Raw genomic sequence first — 22,581 nt, 5'->3', positions numbered from 1 at the left:
AGCGCACCCTCTTGTTTACTGTACTTTATTCTCTGGACCGAATGATGGATAAAGTGATAGTCCACCATCCGCAAAAATCGTTGTCCCTGTGACATATGACGATTCATCCGACGCGAGCCATGCGGCAACGGCGGCGATTTGTTCCGGCTTCCCGATGACGTGAGATGGGATAAGTGCCTCTAACCCTTCCTTCTCTTCTGTGTCGCTCATCGTCTCTTCGTTGATTGGCGTATCGATTGCCCCTGGTGCGATCGCATTCACACGAATGTGATTCGGTGCATATTCGAGAGCGACTGATTTCGTAAACATTTTTACGCCGCCCTTACTTGCTGCGTAATGTGTATAACCAGGACGTGGAATGATTTCGTGAACGGAAGACATGTTGATGATATTGCCTTCGATTTCGTTCTCAACGAAGTACTTCAAGGCAGCACGGACACCAAGGAACGTACCGTTCAAGTTGACGTCGATAATCTTCTTCCAATTGTCGAATTCCATCTCATGTGTTTTCGCCTCGACTTGAACGCCGGCGTTATTCACGAAAATATCCATTTTCCCGAACTCAGCAATGGCTTTTTCGATCATCTTCTCCGCGAGTCCTTCTTCCGAGACGTCCCCTTTTACGGCGACGGCTTTCCCACCACCTGCCTCGATGCCACGGATGACTTCTTCCATCTCTTTTTCACTCCTACGATAGTTCAGGACGACGTTCATCCCTTCTTTCGCATAACGCTCACCGATTGCTCGACCGAGACCTTTCGAGCTTCCCGTGATGACCGCGACTTTTCCTTTTAATTCTGGATAGTTTGCCATGTGAACTCCTCCTTCATCTTCTCGTTTTTAGTTCCCACATTCCCCTCTTCATCAAACATGATTGGCTGCATTTTGAATATTTGAAACAAATCAACTATACTGAAACAAACTATTCGTTTTCAGGAACTGCCTGAAAGACGTTTGATCTTATACTCAATGGAGGTGACTCCCCGATTTTTGGGGGAATTGTTGGACAGTCCCATGTTACTCAGCTTACTCATCGTTGCGCTCTTAATCTTTTTGACTGCCTTTTTCGTGGCAGCCGAATTTTCAATTGTGAAAGTGCGTGGCGCTCGACTCGACCAGCTCGTGCTTGAAGGAAACAAGAAAGCGGTTAGCGCAAAAAAAGTCATCGAGAATATCGACGACTCCCTTTCTGCATCTCAGTTCGGAATTACGCTTTCTGCACTCGGACTCGGGTGGATTGGTGCCGATCAAATCGAAACATATATCCACACATGGGTCGACCAGTTGAACTTATCGCCGTCTCTCGTGACATTCTTGTCGTTCCTGATCGCATTCTTACTCATTGCGTTCCTGCACGTCGTCATTGGAGAACTTGTGCCGAAAACACTTGCGGTCCATGAAGCCGAAAAGTTGACGCTCCTTGTCGCACGTCCGCTCTACGTGTTCACGAAAATCTTCTACCCGTTCATTCGTGCCTTGAACAGCATGGCACGTCTCACCCTCCGCTTATTCGGGGTGCAGACGACGGCTCAGGAGACGGCACACTCAGAAGAAGAGCTGAAAATCATCATGACGGAAAGTTTCCGTAGTGGTGAAATCAACGAAAACGAGTTGGCATATGTACAAAACATCTTCTCGTTTGACGAACGAATTGCCAAGGATGCCATGGTTCCACGTATGAACATGGTAACAATCGATGAAGAAGATACGATTGAAGAGATCATTTCAGTTGTCGAAGAGCACCAGTATACGCGTTATCCGGTCACACGAGATGGCGACCGCGACGACGTGCTCGGATTTGTGAATGCAAAACAACTCTTCACTGCTCAACTTTCGAAAAATGACGCACCGTTCGAGTCGTTCATTCATCAATTGCCACTCGTCACCGAGTTCACGCCGCTTCAAGAAGCGATGGTGAAGATGCAAAACGCGCAGACGATGATGTGCTTAGTCATCGATGAATACGGGGGTACTGCCGGCCTCTTAACGATTGAAGACATCCTAGAAGAAATCGTCGGTGAGATTCGCGACGAGTTCGACCGAGATGAACAAGCAGAAATTACAGAAATTGCTCCAAAACATTACCGTCTCTCTGGACTTGTGTTAACCCAAGAACTCGAGGAACGGTTCGGGATTGAAATCGAAGATGATGTCGATACAGTCGGCGGATTTGTCTTGTCACAAAAAGCGAATGCTCGGACGGGCGAACACTTCCTCTTACCTGGCGACCATGAATTGATTGTCAGTGAAGTCGATAACCACCGAATCGTCTTCGTCGACCTGATTTTGGCCTCACATGAAGAGGAAGAGCCTCTCTCAGAATAAGGTTTCTGTCAAACCCTTCTCCTTGATTTGGAGAAGGGTTTTTCATGTGTGAACCGAACTGTCGCTATATTTTCGCCTCTTGCCGTGATATACTGCACATATGTTGCTTATTTGAGTGTCACGCACTCAATGACACAACATCACCGAAACATGGCGAGATGTTCGGTTTAAACAGAAAGAAATAGAAAGAAGGTTACGCATGGAACGCAAACTATTTTTGATTGACGGTAACTCCATGCTGGCCAGTGCTTACTATGGTGCCGCCGCGAGCCGAACAAAAAAAGGACGCGAGGTATCCAAAAACGATCGGAGTGCCGTCATCGGAATGACCGGCCTCATCCGGACGATTCTACGCAGACATCGTCCGACTCACTTTGTCGTCGTCTGGGACGTCTCACGTGAAACATTATGGCGTCGAGAACTCTACCCGGGCTATAAACGCCGCAGACGTCAAACACCGCCTGAATTGAAAGCGCAGATGGAACTCATGCGCCAACTGCTTGAGGATAGTGGAATTCCACAATTCCAAGTAGAAGGCTATGAAGGGGAAGATTTAATCGCCCACATCGCACGTAAATTCAGTTGCAGTGCACCTGTAGTCATCATGACAAAAGACAAAGACTTGTTACAGCTTGTCAGTCCACGAATCACCGTTTGGTTGCAAACACAGGAGCTTCAGCAAATGCAAGCTCGCTGTGATATTCGTGATAACCGTCCGTTACCGCTCAAACGTCATTTAGAAATTCGACCAGAAGAGATTGCGGCGTTATACGAAGGATTGAAACCGAAACAGCTGTCAGCCGTTAAAGCGTTGACGGGAGACCGTTCAGACGGAATTCCACCTGTTGCGGGACTTGACGAAAACCAATCGGTCCAACTGATCAAACGATTCGGTTCGCTCGATAAGCTGTATTCTGCCTTGAGTATCAAAGGTGATAAACGACAACAAGTAAATGAAACGATCGCGGCACTGACGTCAGAGGAGGTGCCCCGTAACTTGAGACGAACACGCAAAAAAGCAGAGCGCAACATGGAGCTCGTTCGTCTTGATGTCACGGTGCCGGCACTTGACCATTTGAAGTTGGCTCATCTCGAGCTCAGCCTCAACCCGAAGCGAGTCGAGCAAGCGTATCAAAAACGCGGACTTCGTCTCTCCTTCAACGCAGGTCAGAAGAAAACATCCGCACGTTAAAAAGAACGGCCGCTCATGCGCCCGTTCTTTTTATATGCACTTTAATTCCATCTTCATCCGTCAACGTCCATTCAGACGATGTTCCACCTAACGCCTGGTTTGTCTCTTCGTTAACAAGAAGTGTCCACGCTTCGAGTCCTGCTTCGACTCCTAGAGCCTCACTCGGACGTGCCCACACGTTCGTGCCGATGTGATGATGATACCCGTCTGCCGCTAAGAACAGTGCCCCCGGATAAGAATCCGTCGTAATGGAAAACCCGAGTCGGTCATGGTAGAAGCGCTTTGCTGCTTCGATCGACCGGACTTTAAAATGCACATGTCCCATCGTCGTGCCGACCGGTAACCCAGTGAATGGTCGATTCACTGCAGCTTGAAGCATCGATTCATAGTCGACTGGCTCAGTCGCCATCTTCACATGCCCGTTCGATTCATAACTCCATTGTTCCTTCGGACGATCGGCATATAGCTCAATCCCGTTCCCTTCTGGGTCACTCAAATAGAACGCCTCGCTCACTAAATGATCGCCTTGCCCGACTTCAATGCGTTGTTCGATAAGATGCGCCAAGATGCTTCCTAACGCTACACGATCCGGTAATAGAATCGCTAAATGAAACAACCCTGCCGCTCGCGGATTCGTCTTCGCCTGCGGAACATGGTGCAAGATGACGAGCGAATGCTCTTTCGTTCCGAGCGTGGCAAGCTCTTCGGTTTCTTCAAGGACACTCATCCCAATCACGTCTACATAAAATTGTTTCATCTGTTCGATGTCACGGACGCGTAGCGTCACCGGTCCTAGTTCAATATTTTCGATTTTCATATACAATCACCTCACCTTCACTATACCCGCTCGGCTCACATTGCAGAAGTAGGCACAAAAAGGTGGTATAGTTACTTCAACGATACTAATGGAAAGGAAGAACGATGTGACCAAGATAACAAGCTGCGAAGTCGATACGGCACTCGAACTGATTACAGGAAAATGGAAGCACTCCATCCTCCTCGTCCTGATCAATGGGGATACGTTACGCTTCAGTGAGTTGAAACGAGCGTTACCAAAAATCAGTCAAAAGATACTGACCGCACAACTCCGTGATTTAGAAGAACAAGATATCGTCATCCGGACCGTCTATCCAGAAGTCCCTCCCCGTGTCGATTATCGCTTAAGCGAGTATGGGAAAACACTAATCCCGATTCTCGAAGCGATGAACGAATGGGGAATGCGTCACGCGGAACGGATGCGCTCCAATTAGTTGTCCACATGTGGATAACCGTTTTAACCGATTTCATTTATCACTTATCCACAGGAGGTCGTCATGATTCGTTATCCACAGTTTACCGGTCATCAAATCGGTGTCACCGCTCCCTCGTCAGGTATACCAACAGAATTACACCATTTATTGCATCAAGCAGAACAGAAGTTTTCCGATCGAGGGTTCACGTTACAATTCACTCCGAATGCGTGGAAACAACAATTCGGGAAGTCCTCCCCGGCTCGCGTACGAGTAAATGAATTGACCAATCTCCTTCAAAACGACACTGTCGACTTGATCATTCCGCCTTGGGGCGGAGAACTTTTAATGGAGATCCTCGACCAAATCGAGTGGCAATCCTTACCCGCAAAATGGATGCTCGGTTATTCAGATACGAGTTTGTTGCTCTTCGTCTATACGCTAAAAACCGGAATCGCCTCGGCCCATGGTCCGAACTTAGTCGATTTGCGTGCAGATGTATGGGACGAGACGAGTTCGCGCTGGCTAGATGTTTTGTCGACGCGGATCGACGAGACGGTCATCCAACGCTCGTCCGAGAAGTTCCAAAAAGAATGGCAGTTTGACAATCCGACGCCACATCTGTTTCATTTGACGGAAGCGACTGAATGGAAAGCAATCGGTGGTCAACACGCAACAGGTCGATTGCTCGGCGGATGTCTTGACGTGCTCTTACATACAATCGGGACACCGTATGGAGACGTTAAGACGTTCCAACACGAGCACCTGAATGATGAACCGATTCTTTGGTATTTTGAGAACGTCGAGATGAACGTTCCGGCATTAAAAAGGACCCTTCTTCAAATGAAGTGGGCCGGTTGGTTCAATCAGACGTCTGGTATTCTGTTCGGACGAAGTGATGCCCCATCTGTGCATCAAGACTATACGACCGAGATGGTGCATGAGGAGCTTCACCACATGTTAGAGGTTCCAATCTTTTACGATATCGATTTCGGACACGTTCCGCCGCAAATGACGCTCGTCAATGGAGCACACGCTTCCGTCCAAGTCGAGCATGGTCAAGGAACATTGATTCAAACGTTCAAGGGCTGATTCGTCAGCCCTTGATCTTAACTAATAACTCCGTTAAGTTTTGATGATAGTACCCTTCAGGAAATTGATCAATAAGCGTCTCGATTTCCTCTAACCATTGATTCCCACATCCGTAAAGGGTACCAAGTAATAGTCCTTCTAAATAAATGGCTTGGTCAATTAAGCTATGCTTCAGTTGCCATTCATTTCTCCTCTCCCACAACTCACTTAAGAATAATTCCGCTTTTTCGATATCACCTTTCATCGCATAATAAACTCCTTTGAACATTTCAAAAGGAGTAATGAAGCGTTTTTCCTCTTTAATTACCGTATAGCTTTCTTCTTTTTGTAAAATTTCTTCGATAATGCTTAGTTGAATCCCCATCAAATCCACATTATTTTGCTTCATCGCCACCAAACCTTCTGTAAACGCCAACCTCATTCTAGAAGAATCATCTTCGGTAAAATCAACATACTGTCGAGCTTTCATGATTGCTGTCTGAATCAATTCGTTTTCTTTTCGATATAGTGCGCAAATGACGAGAGCTCGATATACGTCATCTGCTCGATAATAAGTTCGAGTTTGTTTCATATAATTTAATGCTTCTTCTAAATATTGAATCGCATGTGACAACTGAGCGTTATAAAGTAACTCTTTAAAAACAAGCAACATATAAAATTCAATCCGTGTTTTTGTTTTCATCGCTTGAGAATCGAGCTGTTCAATCAGTTCGATTTTTTCACCCGCTTCATCAAATCGATCCCAGTGCATTAAATAGTAGGCTTGACCGATTCGCGTCATTGCAATTTCATCTTTCTCACCTAATCGCTCAAATAACTCAATCGCACGATCATAATACTTTAATACTAAATCGCGATTATCATTCGTCAAAATCGCGTCACCATAAAAAACATACGCACGTCCCAACCAAATCGATTGCATGTCACTATCAAGAAATGGTTCTAAACGCTCGATAATATCTTTATTGTCCCATTTCATAAAACCCATATCTGCGTATTCGATTTCCTCTACAAGTTTTTGTAGTTCAGACTCTCTAGAATCTTTGAGCAAAAACTGTACTGATACATCCAATCGACTGGCGAGTTCTCGCAAACTGCGCATCGATGCCTCCGCTTTTCCATTCTCAATCATGCTAAGCATTGATTTCGTGACAATTCCTTCCGCCAACTGTGTTTGAGTCATTTTTTTTTGTTTTCGCAATGCTTTAATGCGCTCTCCAATCATATAACACCTCTCAAAGTTAAATTATATTGAACTTTATGTTTACATTTCACTCAATTGCCTTTATGATAATGTTAAATCACATTTAACTAATTTGTAAAGGAGACTTCTTATGAAAAACTCATTTTCGAATCTACACATCTTGTTAATCGGAAAATTCATGTCGTTGTTCGCCTCAAACTTGTTCACATTTATCGCCGGATTGACTGTACTTACCACTTCCGGTTCAGGGTTACAATTTGCGATTGTCTTGTTAGCAGGAACCCTTCCTCGCATTCTGCTCTCTCCTTTTGCTGGTGCTTATGCAGACAAGCTAAATCGCAAGCGTGTCATCGTAAATATGGAAACGTTAAATGGATTGCTGTTTCTTCTTGCCGGAATTTCGAGCTTAATTTGGACATTTAATGTCCCTGCTTATCTTTTGATCACCGCATTACTCTCTGTTTTTTCAACTTTCCTATCCGTGACTTTATCTAGCTCAATCCCTCTTTTGTTTAAGGAAGAAGAGTTACAACGAACCAACTCATTAATCCAAAGTATCATCTCATTTTCAAGTATTGGTACACCTTTATTGGCCGGAGCTTTATTTAAAATTTTACCGATTTCCGTATTTTTGTTCAGTTCAGCTGTATTCTTTTTCATCGCAGGATTAGTCGCCACTCAACTTAAATTTCAATCCCGCGATATTCACGAGACGTCTCAGTCGACTTGGAAGGAAGTACAATCCGGATTTCAATATCTTAAAAAGCAACGTGTTTTATGGACCATTGCGCTCCTCGCCACTTTTCTTAATTTCTTTTTTGTCGCATCCGAAGTCTTATTCCCTATTGCCGCCTTACAAGAAATCGGGGTATCACCTCTTCAATTCGGATTTTTAGAAAGTATGTTCGCTATTGGGTTTTTAGTCGCTTCATTACTACATGCATTACCATTCTTCAAAATTAAGTACCGACTTTCAACGATGAGAAGTGCCTTAATTGTTTTAAGCTTACTTTTTATCGGTCCAGCCATCCCACTTTACTTTACATTCAACGTGTTGCCCGCTATCTTATTCTTTTCGTTTTTCGCTTTATTGAGTGGCCTCTTCGTTATTCGAGCAAATATTCCGATTCAAATGTATTTACAAACAAATACAGATCCAAATTATCTAGGTCGTGTAATGGGAGTCCTCGAGTCACTGGCAATGGGAATCACACCACTTGGGTTCATTCTTTTCGGTTTTTTAAGCGATTTAATTCCAGTCTCTCTTCTCTACACCATCTGTATGATTTGTTTGCTTAGTCTCACTTTGATTTCCATGCATCGCATCCGTCACGATATCCAAGCAGAACGAGCAGAAGTCCAGTCGATCGAACGCATCTCGTAACGAAAAAAGACATCGAACGAATCAGTTCGATGTCTTCTCTGTTGACGGGAGTACCCGTTTTTCTAATAAAAATGGTCCGAATGGGATGACCGATGCCATGACGGCAAGCGTCAGAACTTTGAAGCCCCAACGAAAGCGCCATGCCATGTAGACGGCTGCGAGCACGTAGGCAACAAACAAGAAACCATGTGCAGCGCCGACGATGCTGACCGCGAGTGGAATACCCGCCATATATTTCAGTGGCATCGCGATGAACAGTAACAACAAGAAGGACACACCTTCTGTGTAGCCAAGCCATTTAAAATGAGTCGTAGTCATATGCGTTCTCCTTTATCTCTGTAGGCTATATCTATCGTAGCCGAAACATGAGAGGTTTGTCACAGGAGAGTGCATAAAAGTTACGATGCTATTTGACGATTTGGTGAACGATGCAATAGTTTTGTTTCGACGAAGTTGCGAAGGAATAAGCCATCGACTCCGATTTTTCCTGCGTTATGTCCAGCAACCAAAATCAATACAGATACGATCAACATCGTCGGGTTCGTACTGACCGTCCCTGAGAGCAAGAACGCCATGTTCATGACAAGACCGAAGAACGCCGCGCTACGTGTGAGTGCACCGAGCAATAACCCTAACCCGACCAAAAATTCACCATAAGGAATAAGGACATCGAATAATCCGGCGTTCGGAATCGCAAAGTTTTCTAAGAATGCAGCCCACCATCCCGCAACGGCTGGATGCTCTCCAGTCGCGAGTGTCACCGCGTTGTTTAAGAATCCCTCCGTTCCAAAGCCACCTGTGATTTTACCCCAACCTGCTGTTAACCAATGATAACCGAGCCATACACGTAACACCGTCAAGATTGCCGTAGCGATGTTATGATTTTGCCAAAATTTCGTGAACATGATGATTCCTCCCTTTCAAGAAGTTGAATAAATGAATAATGTGATTACATTCACAATATACCACCTATGTTCACTATTTCACATATGTGTTTTGCTTTGTTCATGATTCGTCCATATGTACGTCACACTCTATTCACATCCAGCAAAAAGACGCCTACTCGAGGCGTCTTTGAGAAGTTTACAACGTTACTTCTTGAGGTGGCTGCCCTTTTTTGTTCATCACACGCATCGATTCTGGTTCGATTTTGAGAATGACCAATTTCGGATCGTCCGGACCATCAAACCAGCCCTCGAGTTTGTCGTTCCACACTTTTTCTTTCATCGATTCATCGTCTGACACAGTCGCTTTACCTAAGATTTCTAAGTAGGTGTCTCCCACTCCATCTCCATCATAACCAATCAGAATATGCGTATATGGATTCTTCTCTAATTCCTCTACCTTATCTGTATCGTTCGAGGTTGCTGTATAGAGTGTGAAATCATCATGGAAAAATGTCATGTAACGACTATGTGGCTTCACCTTATATACGGTCGCCATCGTCCCTACATTACTTGAATCTAGAATCTTTAATGCTGTTTCTTTTGCACTCATTCCGAATTCCTCCTTCATGGTTTGTCGCTCGTATACTGTTCCCTCAAACCACACGATTAAACACAAAAAAACCTGCTCGCCGATGCGAGCAGGTATCATATTCCTTAGAAAGGAAGATTAGATTTTTTCAACGTTAGAAGCTTGTGGTCCACGAGCTCCGTCTGTGATTTCGAAAGTTACTTCTTGGCCTTCTTCAAGTGTTTTGAAGCCGTCGCCTTGGATTGCTGAGAAGTGTACGAATACGTCGTCTCCGCCTTCCATTTCGATGAAGCCGTAACCTTTTTCTGAGTTAAACCATTTTACTTTACCTGTGTTCATGAATGAACCCTCCTGAAATAAACGCTATGCGTTATAGTAGTGCCTTACTAGAAAAAACTTGACCAAAAAAAATACAAGCCCCTGGATTATCTAATGAAAAATAATCCCAAGCACTTGTGAATTATGATTCCAGCTATTCTTAATTAAGCACATATTGAATATAACACGACTAGATGCTTCTGTCTAGTAAATACTTCTGATTGCTAAAAAACGAGGTGAAACGGGTACATGCTAGAGAAGATGATGCTAGGAGGATTTATTATGAAAAATGCAAAGGACCCGCAATCAATCGCATCGATGATTGCCTCTTATTCTGATTGGCCGGAAGTAGACCTCATCCAGCGAACACTCGAATGGCACCGCTCCACGCGCGAGACATCTTACTCAGAGCAGCAACGATCCAGTCCTTGCCGCATTCCAATGACAGAACGCATTACGCCTGTTCAAACGTCACTCCCGCTCGAACAAATGGACGGAATGGTTCGCCCTGTTTGGATGCGCCGCCTCGATGCGGAATATTTGAATCTGATGCAGGTCACAAAACAACGTGTTGATGTGACAGACTATGGCGCTGTCGGAGACGGTAAAACGGATTGCACGCTCGCTTTTCGTCTCGCCCTCCGCTCCAATCGCCGCGTCTTTGTCCCTGAAGGTGTGTATATCGTTCGGGGCATTCGCCTTCCTTCCAACTGTGTATTAGAAGGTGCCGGACAGGAAGTCACCATTCTAAAACTATCCGATCGTGCTCCAAAGCATCGAAGACTGTTACGAAACGCCACCCCATTTGCGGGAAACCATCATATCGAGGTATGTCACCTGACGCTCGATTGGAACGTCGCAAGATTAGGCGATGCGAAACGAACGACGAGCGGTGACACGACATCGAGTGCCTTGACGTTTGCTCATGTGACGTATGGCTGGGTGCATCATGTGATGGCTAAGAATGCCGGTCTTCATGCGTTCGACATCACGTCTCCACACTATCATTACTTAGGGGATGGACTCCGAGCCGCAAACGGCAGTCGGTATATTCATCTTGATCACCTTGAGGCGACGAACTATGGGGATGACGGAATCACGACACACCATAGCGATGCCATTTATATCACTAACTGTTATTGTCATCATCCTCATGGCCGAACGCATGCCGTTGGATTCTCAAACTCGAACGGCATTGAGATTGACGATGGATCGCGGCACGTCACACTCGTAAACAATAAAAGTGAAGGATGTTTTGGTGGAATCGAAGTAAAGGCACATGGAACCTCGTCAGCGGCTCATGACGTTCATATTTTCGGCCATCTTTCGGTGCATGACAATCGTTCATTTAACTTCCGTCACATTGGTCATCATTTAGCAGACGATCCCGATTCGACGACAGCACGCTTTCTATCTGGTACGAATTTAGTATCCGTCGAACCAGTTAGAAGCTCGCTATATGCGAAATCCTCTCCAAGAAGTTTAGTCGTTTCGGCCTATCAGGACGTCTTCATCCATGGATTGACCGCGATCGGTGACCCAACTTACGATTATGAAAAACATCCGGCATTAGCGATTCAATACAAGTCTCGACGTGTTCAATTACATCGCATCTCCGTGCGTGGATTTACAACCTCGAGAGCTGATCTCGAACTGTTCGGAGGAGATAACCGGACCGATGAAGTGACCATCGAAAACTTACGATGCCATGAATCTGCGCCAATCGCGTTAAGAATAGGACGTCAACTGGAGAAGATTGCACTTCATCACATCGAAGGACAGAAAAAAAGCGGAGATGTACTCATCTCCACGAAAAGTCCGATTGATGTGAAAGGCATACTTGCTTACGGATTCTCGGACCGAGTGCGTTCGGACGTTTGAGCCGCCTCGACAAGCCGTTTCAATTTGTCCTCATCGAGTTCAAGCGAGCTTTCTTTCTGTTTGGCCATCATCCGGACGATCGCTTTGTCTAAAAAGCCCATTCGTTCAAAGTCATACCCACTTCCGACGACTTCGACGAAATAAGCATGTTCGCGCAGCGTGGCACGATAGGCTTCTTCTAACTCGCGAATCCGCTCCGACTCTGTCGGTGTCCCGGCACACAAATATAGAGCAAGGGGATGCTCCAGCAAGTGTGCCTCATGAAGCGTCAACCATTCTTTCATCTCGTCCTGGATGGTACCCATCCGAATCGAACTGCCGACGATGACGTGATCCACCGTCTCCCACATAACGTTCGGCTCTTCTACGATATTTTGGACATGAACGTCTCCCGATAACCGTTCAGCGAGTAAAGACGCCACTTTTTCACTCGTTCCATATCTGGAAGAGTACGCGATTAAAGTACCCATGTCGTTCCCTCTTTTCATGTCAGACGTTACTTACACTATTCCCGAATCGTGAGAAGAAGATACGCGACCACTCAAAAAAGCTCGCCGTCTGGCGAGCTTTTCGTCACAGTTTATACACTTGTGCTTCGTAAGGACGAAGGGTGAACGGTTCAATCGGTTCCATGTTTCCGATGACGCGTTCTTTTACGTCATATGGTAAGTCACGTTGTTGTGTGTCACCTGAGAAGTTACAGAGCACGAGCCATGTCTCTCCTTCGAACGAACGCGTGAACGCATAGACTGCCTCATCTTCCGGTAACAACAGCTCATACTTTCCATAGACAACGATTGGATTGGCTTTACGGAGCGCAATCAATTGACGGTAGTAATGGAAGAGCGAATTCGGGTCTTTCCGTGCCGCCTCCGCATTGATGTCGACATAGTTCGGGTTGACCCCAATCCATGGTGTTCCTGTCGTGAAGCCACCATGTGCTTCGTCCGACCACTGTACCGGCGTGCGTGAATTGTCACGTCCCCGCTCATGAATTCCACGGAAAATCTCGTCGTGCGTCAACAACCCTTTTGACGTGTAGTCACGGTAAGCGTTTAACGTTTCGATATCTCGGTACTGATCGATCGAATCAAACGCGACATTCGTCATCCCGAACTCTTCCCCTTGATAAATGTAAGGTGTCCCTTTCAATAGATGAAGAAGTGTCGCAAGCATCTTCCCGGAACGGACACGATATTCCGGGGAGTCGTTCCCGAAGCGCGAGATGGCACGGGGCTGATCATGGTTACTCCAATACAGGCTGTTCCATCCTTCTTCTTCCAGTCCTTCTTGCCAACGCGAGAAGATCGTCTTCAACTCTGTGAGTTTCCAGTCCGTCGGATTCCATTTCCCGAAGCTGCCGTTTCCGACGTCTACATGCTCAAAATGAAAGACCATGTTCAGTTCGTTACGGTCTTCCCCTGTATACAATTTCGCTTCTTCCACACTGACTCCTGGCATCTCACCGACCGTGATCGTGTCGTATTTAGATAAGACTTCTTGATTCATCTCTTGCATGAATTCATGGATACGTGGTCCGTTAAAGAAGAATGGCGTGCCGTCACCGTACCCTGTTCCTTGCGTTTGACCATCTGGATAGCTCGGGTCTTTTGAGATCATATTGATCACGTCCATTCGGAACCCGTCGACCCCTTTATCGAGCCAATACGTCATGAGATCGTACACTTCACGACGAAGCGTTTCGCTCTCCCAGTTCAAATCCGGTTGTTTCTTACTGAATAAGTGAAGGTAGTACTCATCGCTCGCCTCATCATATTGCCAAGCGCTGCCGCCGAAGAAAGCTCCCCAGTTCGTCGGCGGCTGACCGTCTTTTCCTTTTTTCCAAATATAATAGTCGCGATATGGACTCTCTTTTGAAGAGCGTGACTCCATGAACCACTGGTGTTCATCGGAAGAGTGATTGACGACCAGGTCCATCATGATTTTAATCCCGTGACGGTGTGCTTCTTCAAGCATCGCATCAAAGTCGTCCATCGTACCGAACTCCTCCATAATGGCACGATAATCACGAATGTCGTATCCGTTGTCATCGTTCGGCGAATCGTATACCGGCGAGAGCCAGATGACATCAATTCCGAGTTCTGCCAAGTAAGACATCTTCTCCGTGACCCCTTGGATATCACCAATCCCGTCCCCGTTCGAATCATTGAAGCTCCGCGGATAAATTTGATACACAACCGCTTCTTTCCACCATTGTTTCATGTTACGTCCTCCTTGAAGTTCATTTCCGTTTCAACGCTTTCATCGTACTGCCTTCAAGGATTCATGACCATCCATGATATGATTAGGATATGTACAATTTTGCTATAAAATGAGGAGACTATTATGGAAATCGGCTTTTGTGGCTATTCGTATCATACAACGACCTACACTTTTCCATTCGCTAACTTACTCGATACGTATCTGATTCGCTTACAGACAGAGGGGACGGCTCGGATCGTCGTCAATGGGGAAATGATGATCACACGACCTGGTGACGTATTGATTGTCCGCCCGGGTGACTTCTATGAAATGCATGTCGATACACCTGCGAGCGGAGACTATCATATCTTCTGCACCGGACATGCGATGGATACGTGGTGGCATGCGACGCCACGGGAAAGACTATACGCGATCACCATCGATTCCCGCCTACTTTCGCTATGGCAACACATTACAGAGGAAGTGCGCCGTCCACCATCGGAACAAAGTCCTGAATTAATTGAAACTCTCGTCAAAGCGCTTCTACTCATGCTGGATCGTTCGATTCAAGATGTGCATTCCCAGGCGCGACCTCCAGTCGTCTCTCGCATGATGCGCTTTATCGAATCGCACGTCACCAATGACTTTAAAGTGGCAGACGTTGCTATAGAGGTCGGACTCAGCGTTTCACGGACCGTTCATCTCTTTAAAGAAGAGACCGGGATGACAATCATCGAATATGCACAATCGATTCGCTTACAGCTTGCCGAAGAGCAAATGCGCTATACAAAACATTCGTTAGAAACGATTGCGGAACTGTCTGGATTTCGAAGTTATCCATATTTCCACAGAATTTTTAAACGGAAATATGGCGTAGCACCAGGGGTTTATCGCACTCTTCAACAAAAAAACGAAAAAAAATAAAAAAAGAGTGATCCATTTTTTGAACCGCTCCGTTAGATGGGTGTAAATAACGACAACAACACTCACTTACGAAAAGGAGCGATTACACATGAAGAAGAAGACGTTAAACAAAATCGTAGCACCGGCACTAGCCTTAGGACTACTCGTACCGGTCAACGCACAGGCAGCGGATCACACACCGACAGCAAGTACACCAGCAGGTGACCTTCGCGCCACACTCGATCAACTCTTATCTGAGCACTACGTATTAGCCGTCACATCGATGATGAAAGGATACGACGAGGCAGCAGATGCTGAAGTTTCGATGAAAGCACTCGATCAAAACGCGCTCGACATGACACCAGCCATCTCATCAATTTATGGGGAAGAAGGCGGCATGAAGTTCGAAGAAATCTTCCGTGGTCATAACGACTACTCAGCTGATTTCGTAGAAGCTGCAAAATCAGACAACCAAGAACTACGCATGGAAGCTGAAGCTGAAGTCGATGAGTTCGTAGAAGAATTCTCAACATTCCTCGATGCAGCGACGGAAGGGAACTTACCGAAAGAAGCGGCAGCAGATGCACTTGAACTTCATGAAGACCAAGTCCTCTCTGTATTCGATAACTATGTCGAAGGAGATTACGAAGAAGCTTACATGACGTTCCGTGAAGGTTACAAGCACATGTTCAACATCAGTAAAGCCCTCTCAGGTGCAATCGTCACACAAATGCCTGACAAATTCACGACTGGAGCAGATACACCAGCTGTTGAACTCCGCTCAACATTGAACAGTCTTGCAGGTGAGCACTTCGCCCTCGCTGCAATCGGTATGCAAAAAGGATATGACCAAGCAGAGGACTATGACTACGTCACATGGGCAGAAGATCAGAACACACTCGACTTCAAAGCGGCCATCGCATCTGTATACGGTGACGAAGGTGCTGCACAGTTCGAAAAAATCTGGAACTCAGACCACATCACAGCACAAGGTGATATCGTAGCTGCTACACTTGAAGGTGACGAAGCAAAGATTGAAGAAGCACGTATGCGCCTCGACACATTCGCTGTCGACTTCAGCACATTCCTCGATGCAGCAACAGAAGGTAACTTGCCACAAGCTGCTGGTGAAGAAGCCATCAAACAGCATGAGACACTCGTACTCGACACATTCGATCAATACGTCGCAGGCGATGCAGAAGCGGCTTGGATGTCATTCCGTGAAGGATATGCGTTCATGTTCGGTGTTGGTGAAACACTCGGTAACGCGATCGTGACACAAATGCCTGACAAGTTTGAAGAAACAATGATGCCTGAAGAGATGCCTGAAACAGGTCTCGGTGGTGCACAAGAACAATCAATGAACACGCTCTACGCTGGATTAGCTGTACTTGGCGGAATCTTACTCGCCTTCGTAACGCTTCGCAAACGTAAAGTGTCTGAACAATAATCAATAAGGAGGGAGCCCCATGAACAAGCGCCATTTGTTTCTGGCGCTCTCTCTCTTTTGTTTTAGCTTCTGGACGTGGACGAGCGCCCAAGAATCGTCGTCACCACCTGTAGAAGAAAAACAAATAGAGGAGAGCCCGGATTTAACGGCTGAATTCTCACTTCTACAGGAAGAGGTGAAGAAGTTACGATTAGCTGAGGAAGAAGAAAACGCCAAGGCCGTCACCCCTGTTCAAATCCAGATCCCTAAAATTGATGTCGATACGGCAATTGAACAAGTCGGGGTACTGGAAAACGGACAGATGGGTGTACCAGAAGATGAAAATCAGGTCGGGTGGTTTGAACCCGGTGTCACACCGGGAAGTAAAGGGAACGCCGTGATCGCCGGTCACGTCGACAGTAAGACCGGCCCGGCCGTCTTTTATCAACTCGATCAACTTAAAGAAGGCGATGACGTTCTGATTCTAGACGAAGCCGGAAACACACTTCGGTTCCGCGTCACAAAAACAGAACGCTATGATACGAAAACCGCGCCAATCGAAGAGATTTTCGGTGCCACATCAAATCGCAATTTAAATTTGATCACCTGTTCGGGTACGTTCGGGGACGGGGGCTACGATGAACGATTCGTCGTGTATACAGAGCTAGTGGATACCGAACTGAACGAAACTGTCGATCTCGAGATCCCGACGGCAGTCGAGCGACAAGGAAACTTGTTAACCTGGCACGCCGTGCGTCAAGAGAGCGTGATCGGATATCGCATCTATGAAGTCGTCGACGGAAAAGCGACTCATATCGAAAGCGTCCCATCCCATGCAAGAAAGAGTATCGAAGTCGCAAGTAAAACAGGTGTTTCTTATTATGTGACTGCGATTGACCAACTTGGGAACGAGTCCAAACCGTCGCAAACAACGAAGTAAATACAAAACCGCTCTTAGATAAAATTCTAAGGGCGGTTTTTTTACTGCTTTCCATGTATAGTGAATGTAGCAATACATATATATCATATTCAGGATAAGGAGTTTACACGTCATGAGGACTCGACTTTCGCAACCTCTCGCAAATCAATTAAAAAGAAGAATTCGCGCCATTTGGGGCGTGGATGATTCATATTATTGGTACCCCCTTTCCACTCCTCCTCGATTAGATGTGATTGCATTCGATAGCGATTACATTGAAGATGTTGATCAAAAAATTAAAGACATCCAGCAATGGATACGGAATCAACAAACGGAGCTCATCTTTGAACTACATGAGGACCGTACACTCTGGCAAATCGATACCGCTTCATTAGACCCTTGTTATGATGGTCGCTATTTAGAACGGTATTGGTTTGATCAACAAATGAACTGGATTATTTATGCATCCCATGAAAGTACGATTAGTTTCGGTGGGCAAGGATTGATTACATCACTCCAATCTTCTTGGACGGATTGGCAGGAGAATTTATCCGTCTTAGACAATCAATACATCGAATGATAGACTCGACACAAAAACGCACCCATTTCATCAATGAGTGCGTCGTACTTATACGAAGCAAGGAATCTGCGGGTTGAACGTCTTGTTGTTCTCCGTCATGACTTGCTTTTTAATTTTGCCTTCTCCGAGGTAGACGATGCGGTCAGCAAGTGCCTCTGCATCTTCCTCGTCGTGTGTCACGAAAATCGTCGTCGTGCCCGTCTGCTTCAAGAGACGGCGCAAATCGTCACGAATCCGATGTTGAAGTGACGTGTCCAAGTTACTGAACGGTTCGTCTAGAATCAACAACGCTGGTTTCGGTGCGAGTGCACGCGCGAGCGCGACACGCTGTTGTTGTCCCCCACTGAGTTCGTACGGGTAACGATGACGGAACTCCGTCAAGTTGACGAGCGCGAGCATCTCTTCGACACGCGCATTCCGTTCTTTCCGGCTTAGTTTATGAAGACCGAACCGAATGTTCTTTTCAACTGTCATGTGCGGGAAGAGTGCATAGTCTTGGAAGACCATCCCGACGCCACGATCTTCTGGTGGCATGAACTGACAATCGTCGCAACAGACGCAGTCGTTCACGACGACAACGCCCTGGTTCGGCATCTCGAGCCCTGCGATCAATCGGAGAATCGTACTTTTCCCAGAACCGCTGTCCCCAAGAAGCGAGACGATTTCGCCTTTTGTGATTGAAATCGAGAACCCTTTGATGGTCTCTTCATGTGCACCTTTATAGCTAAAATGTAAATCGTTGATTTGAACGAACATTAGTCGGCCTCCTTATCAAGCACCTTGTGGGAAACGAATATCAACAGTCCACTCATGAGGACGATGACGATGGAAGCGAGTGCCGCTTCATGAATCTTCTCATCACTCACGTATTTGAACGCCTGTGTCGCAAGCGTCGAAAAGTTAAATGGTTGTAAAAAGAGCGTCAACGGCAACTCTTTCATAATATCAATAAAGACGAGGATAAATGCGCTCATGATGGCACCTTTGATCATCGGGATATCCACGCGGAAGAACGTTTGGACCGTGTTCCATCCGAGCATGCGGGATGCTTCCGTGAACGATTTCCCGACCTTCTCGAACCCACTCTCAATCGAGTTGTAGCCGATGGCGAGGAAACGGATGACATAGGCGAAGATGAGCATGATGAGCGTCGTCCGAAACACGAACGTCTGACTCAAGTCGAGCGCCTTAGCCATATCGAGCACTTTGCCATCGAGCCACAAGAAGAGCGTGATGACCGCAATCGCGATCGCTGCCCCTGGAATCGAATACCCAAGCGTCGTCACCTTTGAAATGACGCGTGTCATGTTCGACGGGAAGAGCCGCGTGTAATTCGCAATGATGAGTGCGAACAACAGGATGATCACTGTTGCGATAAAGGCGACACGCACCGTATTCCAAACAAGTTGCCAAAATTCTTCCGTGAAGACCGTATCGAACGTCAGGAACGTCCAGGCCGTCAACTGCGTGAACGGAATGACGAATGCGATGGCAAAGACGATCGAGACATAAGCGAATACCGCGTAGCGATGCCAGCCTTGAAGCGGTCTCGGTTTGAGCGGTTTCACTTTCGTCGAAGCGTAACTAAATTGCTTCCGTCCTCGCACGAGTCGCTCCATCGTCAAGATGGCGATGACGAGAATCATGAGGGTACCTGCCAGCTTCAGCGCCGACGACGTATCCTTCATCCCGAACCATGTGCTAAAAATAGCGGTACTGAACGTCTGGATCCCGAAATATTTCACGACGCCATAGTCGTTGAGTACTTCCATCAAGACGAGACTGACACCACCGATGATGGCGACTCGGGAAATCGGAATGACGACGGTGAAGAAAATATCCCATGACCCACGACCGAGGATCCGTGCGTTCTCAATCATCGAGGACGATTGGTTATGCAGGAACGCTCGTGTGATCGTATAAATGTATGGATAGAGGAACAAGGTGAAAATAAACACGGTTCCTTGAATCGACATGATATTGAAGTACGACTGATCGACAGTGATCCCGAACTGATTCCGTAGCGTTGTTTGGATCACTCCGGTGTAATTTAAAATGCCGTGATACGTATACGCCCCGATATAAGGCGGAATCGCCAGTGGCAAGATGAGTGCCCATTTAAAGAAGCGACGGAACGGAAAATCATAGACGGTCACGAACCAAGCAAGGCTCGTTCCAATCACAGTCGTCAGGAGACCAGTAGCCACCATGATGAACAACGTGTTCCGTACATAACGGGGCAACAAATACTCTTGAATATGCTGCCAGTTGTCATTGACCGGTGCGAATAATTCCACGAGCACGACAATCCCCGGCAAGACGATCAATAAAATCGCGAGAAAGCTTAGGATCGCCCATCCATTCAGTTGTCGTTTTACCGCGTGCCAGTTCATGTCGTACCGCTCCCGTTCTGTAAACAATCAATTCCTGTCCCATCATATCAGTTTCTACGCGTCCCGTGTAGCGCTTAGGGTGTATGAAACGCAAAAACCTCCGGCCTGAACTCTCGTTCAAGCCGAAGTCATCTTACTTCCAACCTACTTCGTTAAAGATGCGGATTGCTTCTTGTTGGTTTTCTCCAAGTGCAGAGAGGTTGATGTCTTGCTCTTTGAACTCGCCCCATGATTGAAGAAGCTCATTTGGCTCAACCGACTCGTTGACTGGGTATTCGTAGTTCACACCCGCAAATTTCTCTTGAGCTGACGGTTCTGACATGAACTCCATCAATTTTTGAGCGTTTTCTGTGTTTTTCGACGCTTTCGTCATCGCGATACCAGAAATGTTTACGTGTGTACCTGTTGTGTCTTGGTTTGGGAAGAAGACACCGAGTTGCTCGGCGACTTTCTTCTCTTCTTCGTCTTCAGAATTCAACATGAGACCCATATAGTACGTGTTCATGATGGCCACGTCTCCTTCACCGGCGACGACCGCTTTCGCTTGGTCACGATCGTTCCCTTGTGGGTCGCGTGCCATGTTATTCACTAAGCCTTTCGCCCACTCTTTCGCTTCATCGACACCGTTCACTTCGATGAATGATGCGAGAAGTGAGATGTTGTACATGTTTTCAGACGGACGCACGAGTACTTTGCCGTTCCATTGTTCTTCTGTCAATGCTTCATACGTCGACAATTCTTCTGGTTTCACGCGATCTTTCGAGTAAACGATGACACGTGCACGTTTCGTCAAACCGAACCATTCGTTGTCCGTGTCACGATATTTTGCAGGAATGTTTGACTCAAGCTCATCGCTATCGACCGCTTGGAGATGTCCCGCTTCTTTCGCTTGGTACAAGTTTCCGGCATCTGCCGTAATGAAGAGGTCAGCCTCTGTGCTCTCTCCTTCAGTGTTTAAACGCTCGAGAAGTTCGTCACTCTTACCTTCCACGACGTTTACCTTGATGCCCGTCTCTTCTTCAAACTGTTTATATAATTGTTGATCGACATCGTAGTGGCGACTCGAGTAAACATTGACGACGTTCGAATCGTCCGAGCCTTCATTTGAAGTTGTCTCATCTGTGCTTGCGCAAGCGGCAAGGAGCGATGTCGTTAACGCTGCTGAAATTCCTAAAGCTGCATATTTTTTGTTCATCTGTCATTCCCCCACGTTCAATGATTTCTCTCTGGTAATGATAATTACTCTCAGTACCTATCATCACTGATAATCATTCTCACGTCAAGGGTTTTCTGCAATCGCTATCAGTAAGAATGCTTAATTTGTGACAGTTTTGAGGTCATCATTTCTTGACTTCAAAAGAATGCGAACGATTGAGGTCATCATTTCTTGACTTCAAAAGAATGCGAACGATATAGTGAAATCAAACAAACCGTCTGGTCGGTACAGAAAGGGGTGAAGGTATGACAAACCGATCGAACGTCACGAAACAAAAACTACTCGATGCGGCAACAGACATCATCATGAATCAAGGTGTGCATCAACTTACATTAGACGAAGTCGCCAAAACAGCGGGCGTTTCAAAAGGTGGACTTCTTTATCACTACGCTTCAAAAGAAGCATTGATGACCGCGATTGTCGAACGGTTACAACAAGAACAAAATGAGTTGTATGCCTCACTGCAACAGGAAGGTCACGGTCCGGTCGAAGCATTCGTTCGTCTGTTCGATGAAACGAATTTGCATCCCGAACGTGCTGCCATTCATATCGACGTTGAGAAAATGATTGCATTTCTCACGCTGTTCGCCGTCGACCAAGAGTATGCCGATCGATGGAAGCAAGATTTAGATACGTTCTTCGCACAGTTTCAAAAAACAGCCGACCCGGTTGAAACAATGATCATTCGTTATGCACTCGAAGGCATGATGATGTCAGAACATTTCGGTGTCGGTGTTCCCCCTACCGAGCTCAAACAAGCGATCATCGCCCGCTTGATTGAACGGGCACACGCCATCGACAGCCAGTCATAAAAACAACATATAGAGGAGATTAAGAA

23 protein-coding genes are annotated in these 22,581 nt (G+C 46.3%); 11 read left to right on the top strand and 12 right to left on the bottom strand.

Translation table 11 applies throughout. The features are described 5' to 3' along the window. Positions 1-15 precede the first annotated feature (15 nt). The gene (locus KNO92_RS07610; protein WP_214760743.1) at positions 16-813 is read right to left on the bottom strand and encodes a glucose 1-dehydrogenase; all 798 of its coding nucleotides are present in this window, start codon (positions 811-813) and stop codon (positions 16-18) included. A 189-nt stretch (positions 814-1,002) separates the two neighbouring features. On the opposite strand from KNO92_RS07610, the gene KNO92_RS07605 reads away from it, so the two are divergent. Further along, positions 1,003-2,325: a hemolysin family protein gene (locus tag KNO92_RS07605; RefSeq protein WP_251127084.1), complete on the top strand. Its 1,323-nt coding sequence runs from the start codon at positions 1,003-1,005 to the stop codon at positions 2,323-2,325. 199 nt (positions 2,326-2,524) lie between these two features. Further along, positions 2,525-3,517 (top strand): 5'-3' exonuclease, encoded by a 993-nt coding sequence (locus KNO92_RS07600; protein WP_074034157.1) that lies wholly within the window; start codon positions 2,525-2,527, stop codon positions 3,515-3,517. Between the two features lie 13 nt (positions 3,518-3,530). Here the strand turns inward: KNO92_RS07600 and KNO92_RS07595 are convergent, their stop codons facing one another. Beyond that, complete coding sequence (locus KNO92_RS07595; protein ID WP_214760741.1) at positions 3,531-4,334, bottom strand: VOC family protein; 804 nt, start codon at positions 4,332-4,334, stop codon at positions 3,531-3,533. A gap of 106 nt (positions 4,335-4,440) precedes the next feature. On the opposite strand from KNO92_RS07595, the gene KNO92_RS07590 reads away from it, so the two are divergent. Both KNO92_RS07590 and KNO92_RS07585 read left to right on the top strand, forming a co-directional pair. After that, positions 4,441-4,767, top strand: coding sequence for a winged helix-turn-helix transcriptional regulator (locus tag KNO92_RS07590; protein ID WP_214790236.1), 327 nt, complete (start codon positions 4,441-4,443; stop codon positions 4,765-4,767). A 63-nt stretch (positions 4,768-4,830) separates the two neighbouring features. Beyond that, positions 4,831-5,838, top strand: coding sequence for a S66 family peptidase (locus tag KNO92_RS07585; RefSeq protein WP_214760739.1), 1,008 nt, complete (start codon positions 4,831-4,833; stop codon positions 5,836-5,838). 4 nt (positions 5,839-5,842) lie between these two features. On the opposite strand, the gene KNO92_RS07580 is transcribed toward KNO92_RS07585, so the two are convergent. Beyond that, a complete protein-coding gene (locus KNO92_RS07580) occupies positions 5,843-7,063 on the bottom strand; it encodes a helix-turn-helix domain-containing protein (RefSeq protein ID WP_214760736.1) in 1,221 nt (406 codons plus the stop codon). A 109-nt stretch (positions 7,064-7,172) separates the two neighbouring features. On the opposite strand from KNO92_RS07580, the gene KNO92_RS07575 reads away from it, so the two are divergent. Next, positions 7,173-8,426: an MFS transporter gene (locus KNO92_RS07575; protein WP_214760734.1), complete on the top strand. Its 1,254-nt coding sequence runs from the start codon at positions 7,173-7,175 to the stop codon at positions 8,424-8,426. Between the two features lie 21 nt (positions 8,427-8,447). Here the strand turns inward: KNO92_RS07575 and KNO92_RS07570 are convergent, their stop codons facing one another. From KNO92_RS07570 to KNO92_RS07555, 4 genes are all read right to left on the bottom strand, one after another. Beyond that, complete coding sequence (locus KNO92_RS07570) at positions 8,448-8,744, bottom strand: DUF3817 domain-containing protein (protein WP_214746837.1); 297 nt, start codon at positions 8,742-8,744, stop codon at positions 8,448-8,450. 80 nt (positions 8,745-8,824) lie between these two features. Beyond that, positions 8,825-9,331 (bottom strand): DoxX family membrane protein, encoded by a 507-nt coding sequence (locus KNO92_RS07565; RefSeq protein ID WP_214760733.1) that lies wholly within the window; start codon positions 9,329-9,331, stop codon positions 8,825-8,827. Positions 9,332-9,509: 178 nt separating this feature from the next. After that, entirely contained in the window at positions 9,510-9,923 is a 414-nt protein-coding gene (locus KNO92_RS07560) for a pyridoxamine 5'-phosphate oxidase family protein (RefSeq protein ID WP_214760730.1), read from the bottom strand. A 117-nt stretch (positions 9,924-10,040) separates the two neighbouring features. After that, on the bottom strand, positions 10,041-10,241 hold the full coding sequence (locus KNO92_RS07555; RefSeq protein WP_015880427.1) for a cold-shock protein: 201 nt from the start codon (positions 10,239-10,241) through the stop codon (positions 10,041-10,043). A gap of 261 nt (positions 10,242-10,502) precedes the next feature. Between KNO92_RS07555 and KNO92_RS07550 the strand changes: the two genes are divergently transcribed. After that, the gene (locus KNO92_RS07550; RefSeq protein ID WP_214760728.1) at positions 10,503-12,101 is read left to right on the top strand and encodes a glycoside hydrolase family 55 protein; all 1,599 of its coding nucleotides are present in this window, start codon (positions 10,503-10,505) and stop codon (positions 12,099-12,101) included. Here KNO92_RS07550 and KNO92_RS07545 read toward each other — a convergent pair. Both KNO92_RS07545 and KNO92_RS07540 read right to left on the bottom strand, forming a co-directional pair. Then, on the bottom strand, positions 12,065-12,571 hold the full coding sequence (locus KNO92_RS07545) for a flavodoxin domain-containing protein (RefSeq protein WP_214760726.1): 507 nt from the start codon (positions 12,569-12,571) through the stop codon (positions 12,065-12,067). The two genes, KNO92_RS07550 and KNO92_RS07545, sit on opposite strands and share 37 nt — an antisense overlap. 103 nt (positions 12,572-12,674) lie before the next feature. Beyond that, on the bottom strand, positions 12,675-14,324 hold the full coding sequence (locus tag KNO92_RS07540) for a glycoside hydrolase family 13 protein (protein ID WP_214760723.1): 1,650 nt from the start codon (positions 14,322-14,324) through the stop codon (positions 12,675-12,677). Positions 14,325-14,447: 123 nt separating this feature from the next. Between KNO92_RS07540 and KNO92_RS07535 the strand changes: the two genes are divergently transcribed. The 4 genes from KNO92_RS07535 to KNO92_RS07520 all read left to right on the top strand — a co-directional run bounded on the left by KNO92_RS07535 (position 14,448) and on the right by KNO92_RS07520 (position 18,134). Continuing rightward, positions 14,448-15,227, top strand: a complete 780-nt coding sequence (locus tag KNO92_RS07535) for an AraC family transcriptional regulator (RefSeq protein WP_214695798.1) — start codon at positions 14,448-14,450, stop codon at positions 15,225-15,227. An 88-nt stretch (positions 15,228-15,315) separates the two neighbouring features. Continuing rightward, on the top strand, positions 15,316-16,656 hold the full coding sequence (locus KNO92_RS07530; protein WP_214695789.1) for a copper amine oxidase: 1,341 nt from the start codon (positions 15,316-15,318) through the stop codon (positions 16,654-16,656). A gap of 19 nt (positions 16,657-16,675) precedes the next feature. Then, complete coding sequence (locus KNO92_RS07525; protein ID WP_214760721.1) at positions 16,676-17,575, top strand: class F sortase; 900 nt, start codon at positions 16,676-16,678, stop codon at positions 17,573-17,575. Positions 17,576-17,687: 112 nt separating this feature from the next. Then, the gene (locus KNO92_RS07520; protein WP_214695780.1) at positions 17,688-18,134 is read left to right on the top strand and encodes a hypothetical protein; all 447 of its coding nucleotides are present in this window, start codon (positions 17,688-17,690) and stop codon (positions 18,132-18,134) included. 48 nt (positions 18,135-18,182) lie between these two features. On the opposite strand, the gene KNO92_RS07515 is transcribed toward KNO92_RS07520, so the two are convergent. From KNO92_RS07515 to KNO92_RS07505, 3 genes are all read right to left on the bottom strand, one after another. Then, the gene (locus KNO92_RS07515; RefSeq protein ID WP_214695778.1) at positions 18,183-18,890 is read right to left on the bottom strand and encodes an ABC transporter ATP-binding protein; all 708 of its coding nucleotides are present in this window, start codon (positions 18,888-18,890) and stop codon (positions 18,183-18,185) included. Then, positions 18,890-20,527: an ABC transporter permease gene (locus tag KNO92_RS07510; protein WP_214695776.1), complete on the bottom strand. Its 1,638-nt coding sequence runs from the start codon at positions 20,525-20,527 to the stop codon at positions 18,890-18,892. Before KNO92_RS07510 ends, KNO92_RS07515 begins: the two co-directional genes overlap by 1 nt. A 133-nt stretch (positions 20,528-20,660) precedes the next feature. Then, on the bottom strand, positions 20,661-21,722 hold the full coding sequence (locus tag KNO92_RS07505) for a Fe(3+) ABC transporter substrate-binding protein (protein ID WP_214695774.1): 1,062 nt from the start codon (positions 21,720-21,722) through the stop codon (positions 20,661-20,663). A gap of 266 nt (positions 21,723-21,988) precedes the next feature. Between KNO92_RS07505 and KNO92_RS07500 the strand changes: the two genes are divergently transcribed. Further along, positions 21,989-22,555 carry a TetR/AcrR family transcriptional regulator gene (locus KNO92_RS07500; RefSeq protein ID WP_214760720.1) on the top strand — a complete coding sequence of 189 codons (567 nt, stop codon included), beginning with the start codon at positions 21,989-21,991 and terminating at the stop codon, positions 22,553-22,555. The last annotated feature ends 26 nt before the right edge of the window (positions 22,556-22,581 follow it).

Origin of the sequence: Exiguobacterium sp. s129 (genome assembly GCF_018617585.1) — a bacterium.
Lineage (GTDB): Bacteria > Bacillota > Bacilli > Exiguobacteriales > Exiguobacteriaceae > Exiguobacterium > Exiguobacterium aestuarii_A.
This window is presented reverse-complemented; position numbering and strand designations above follow the sequence as displayed.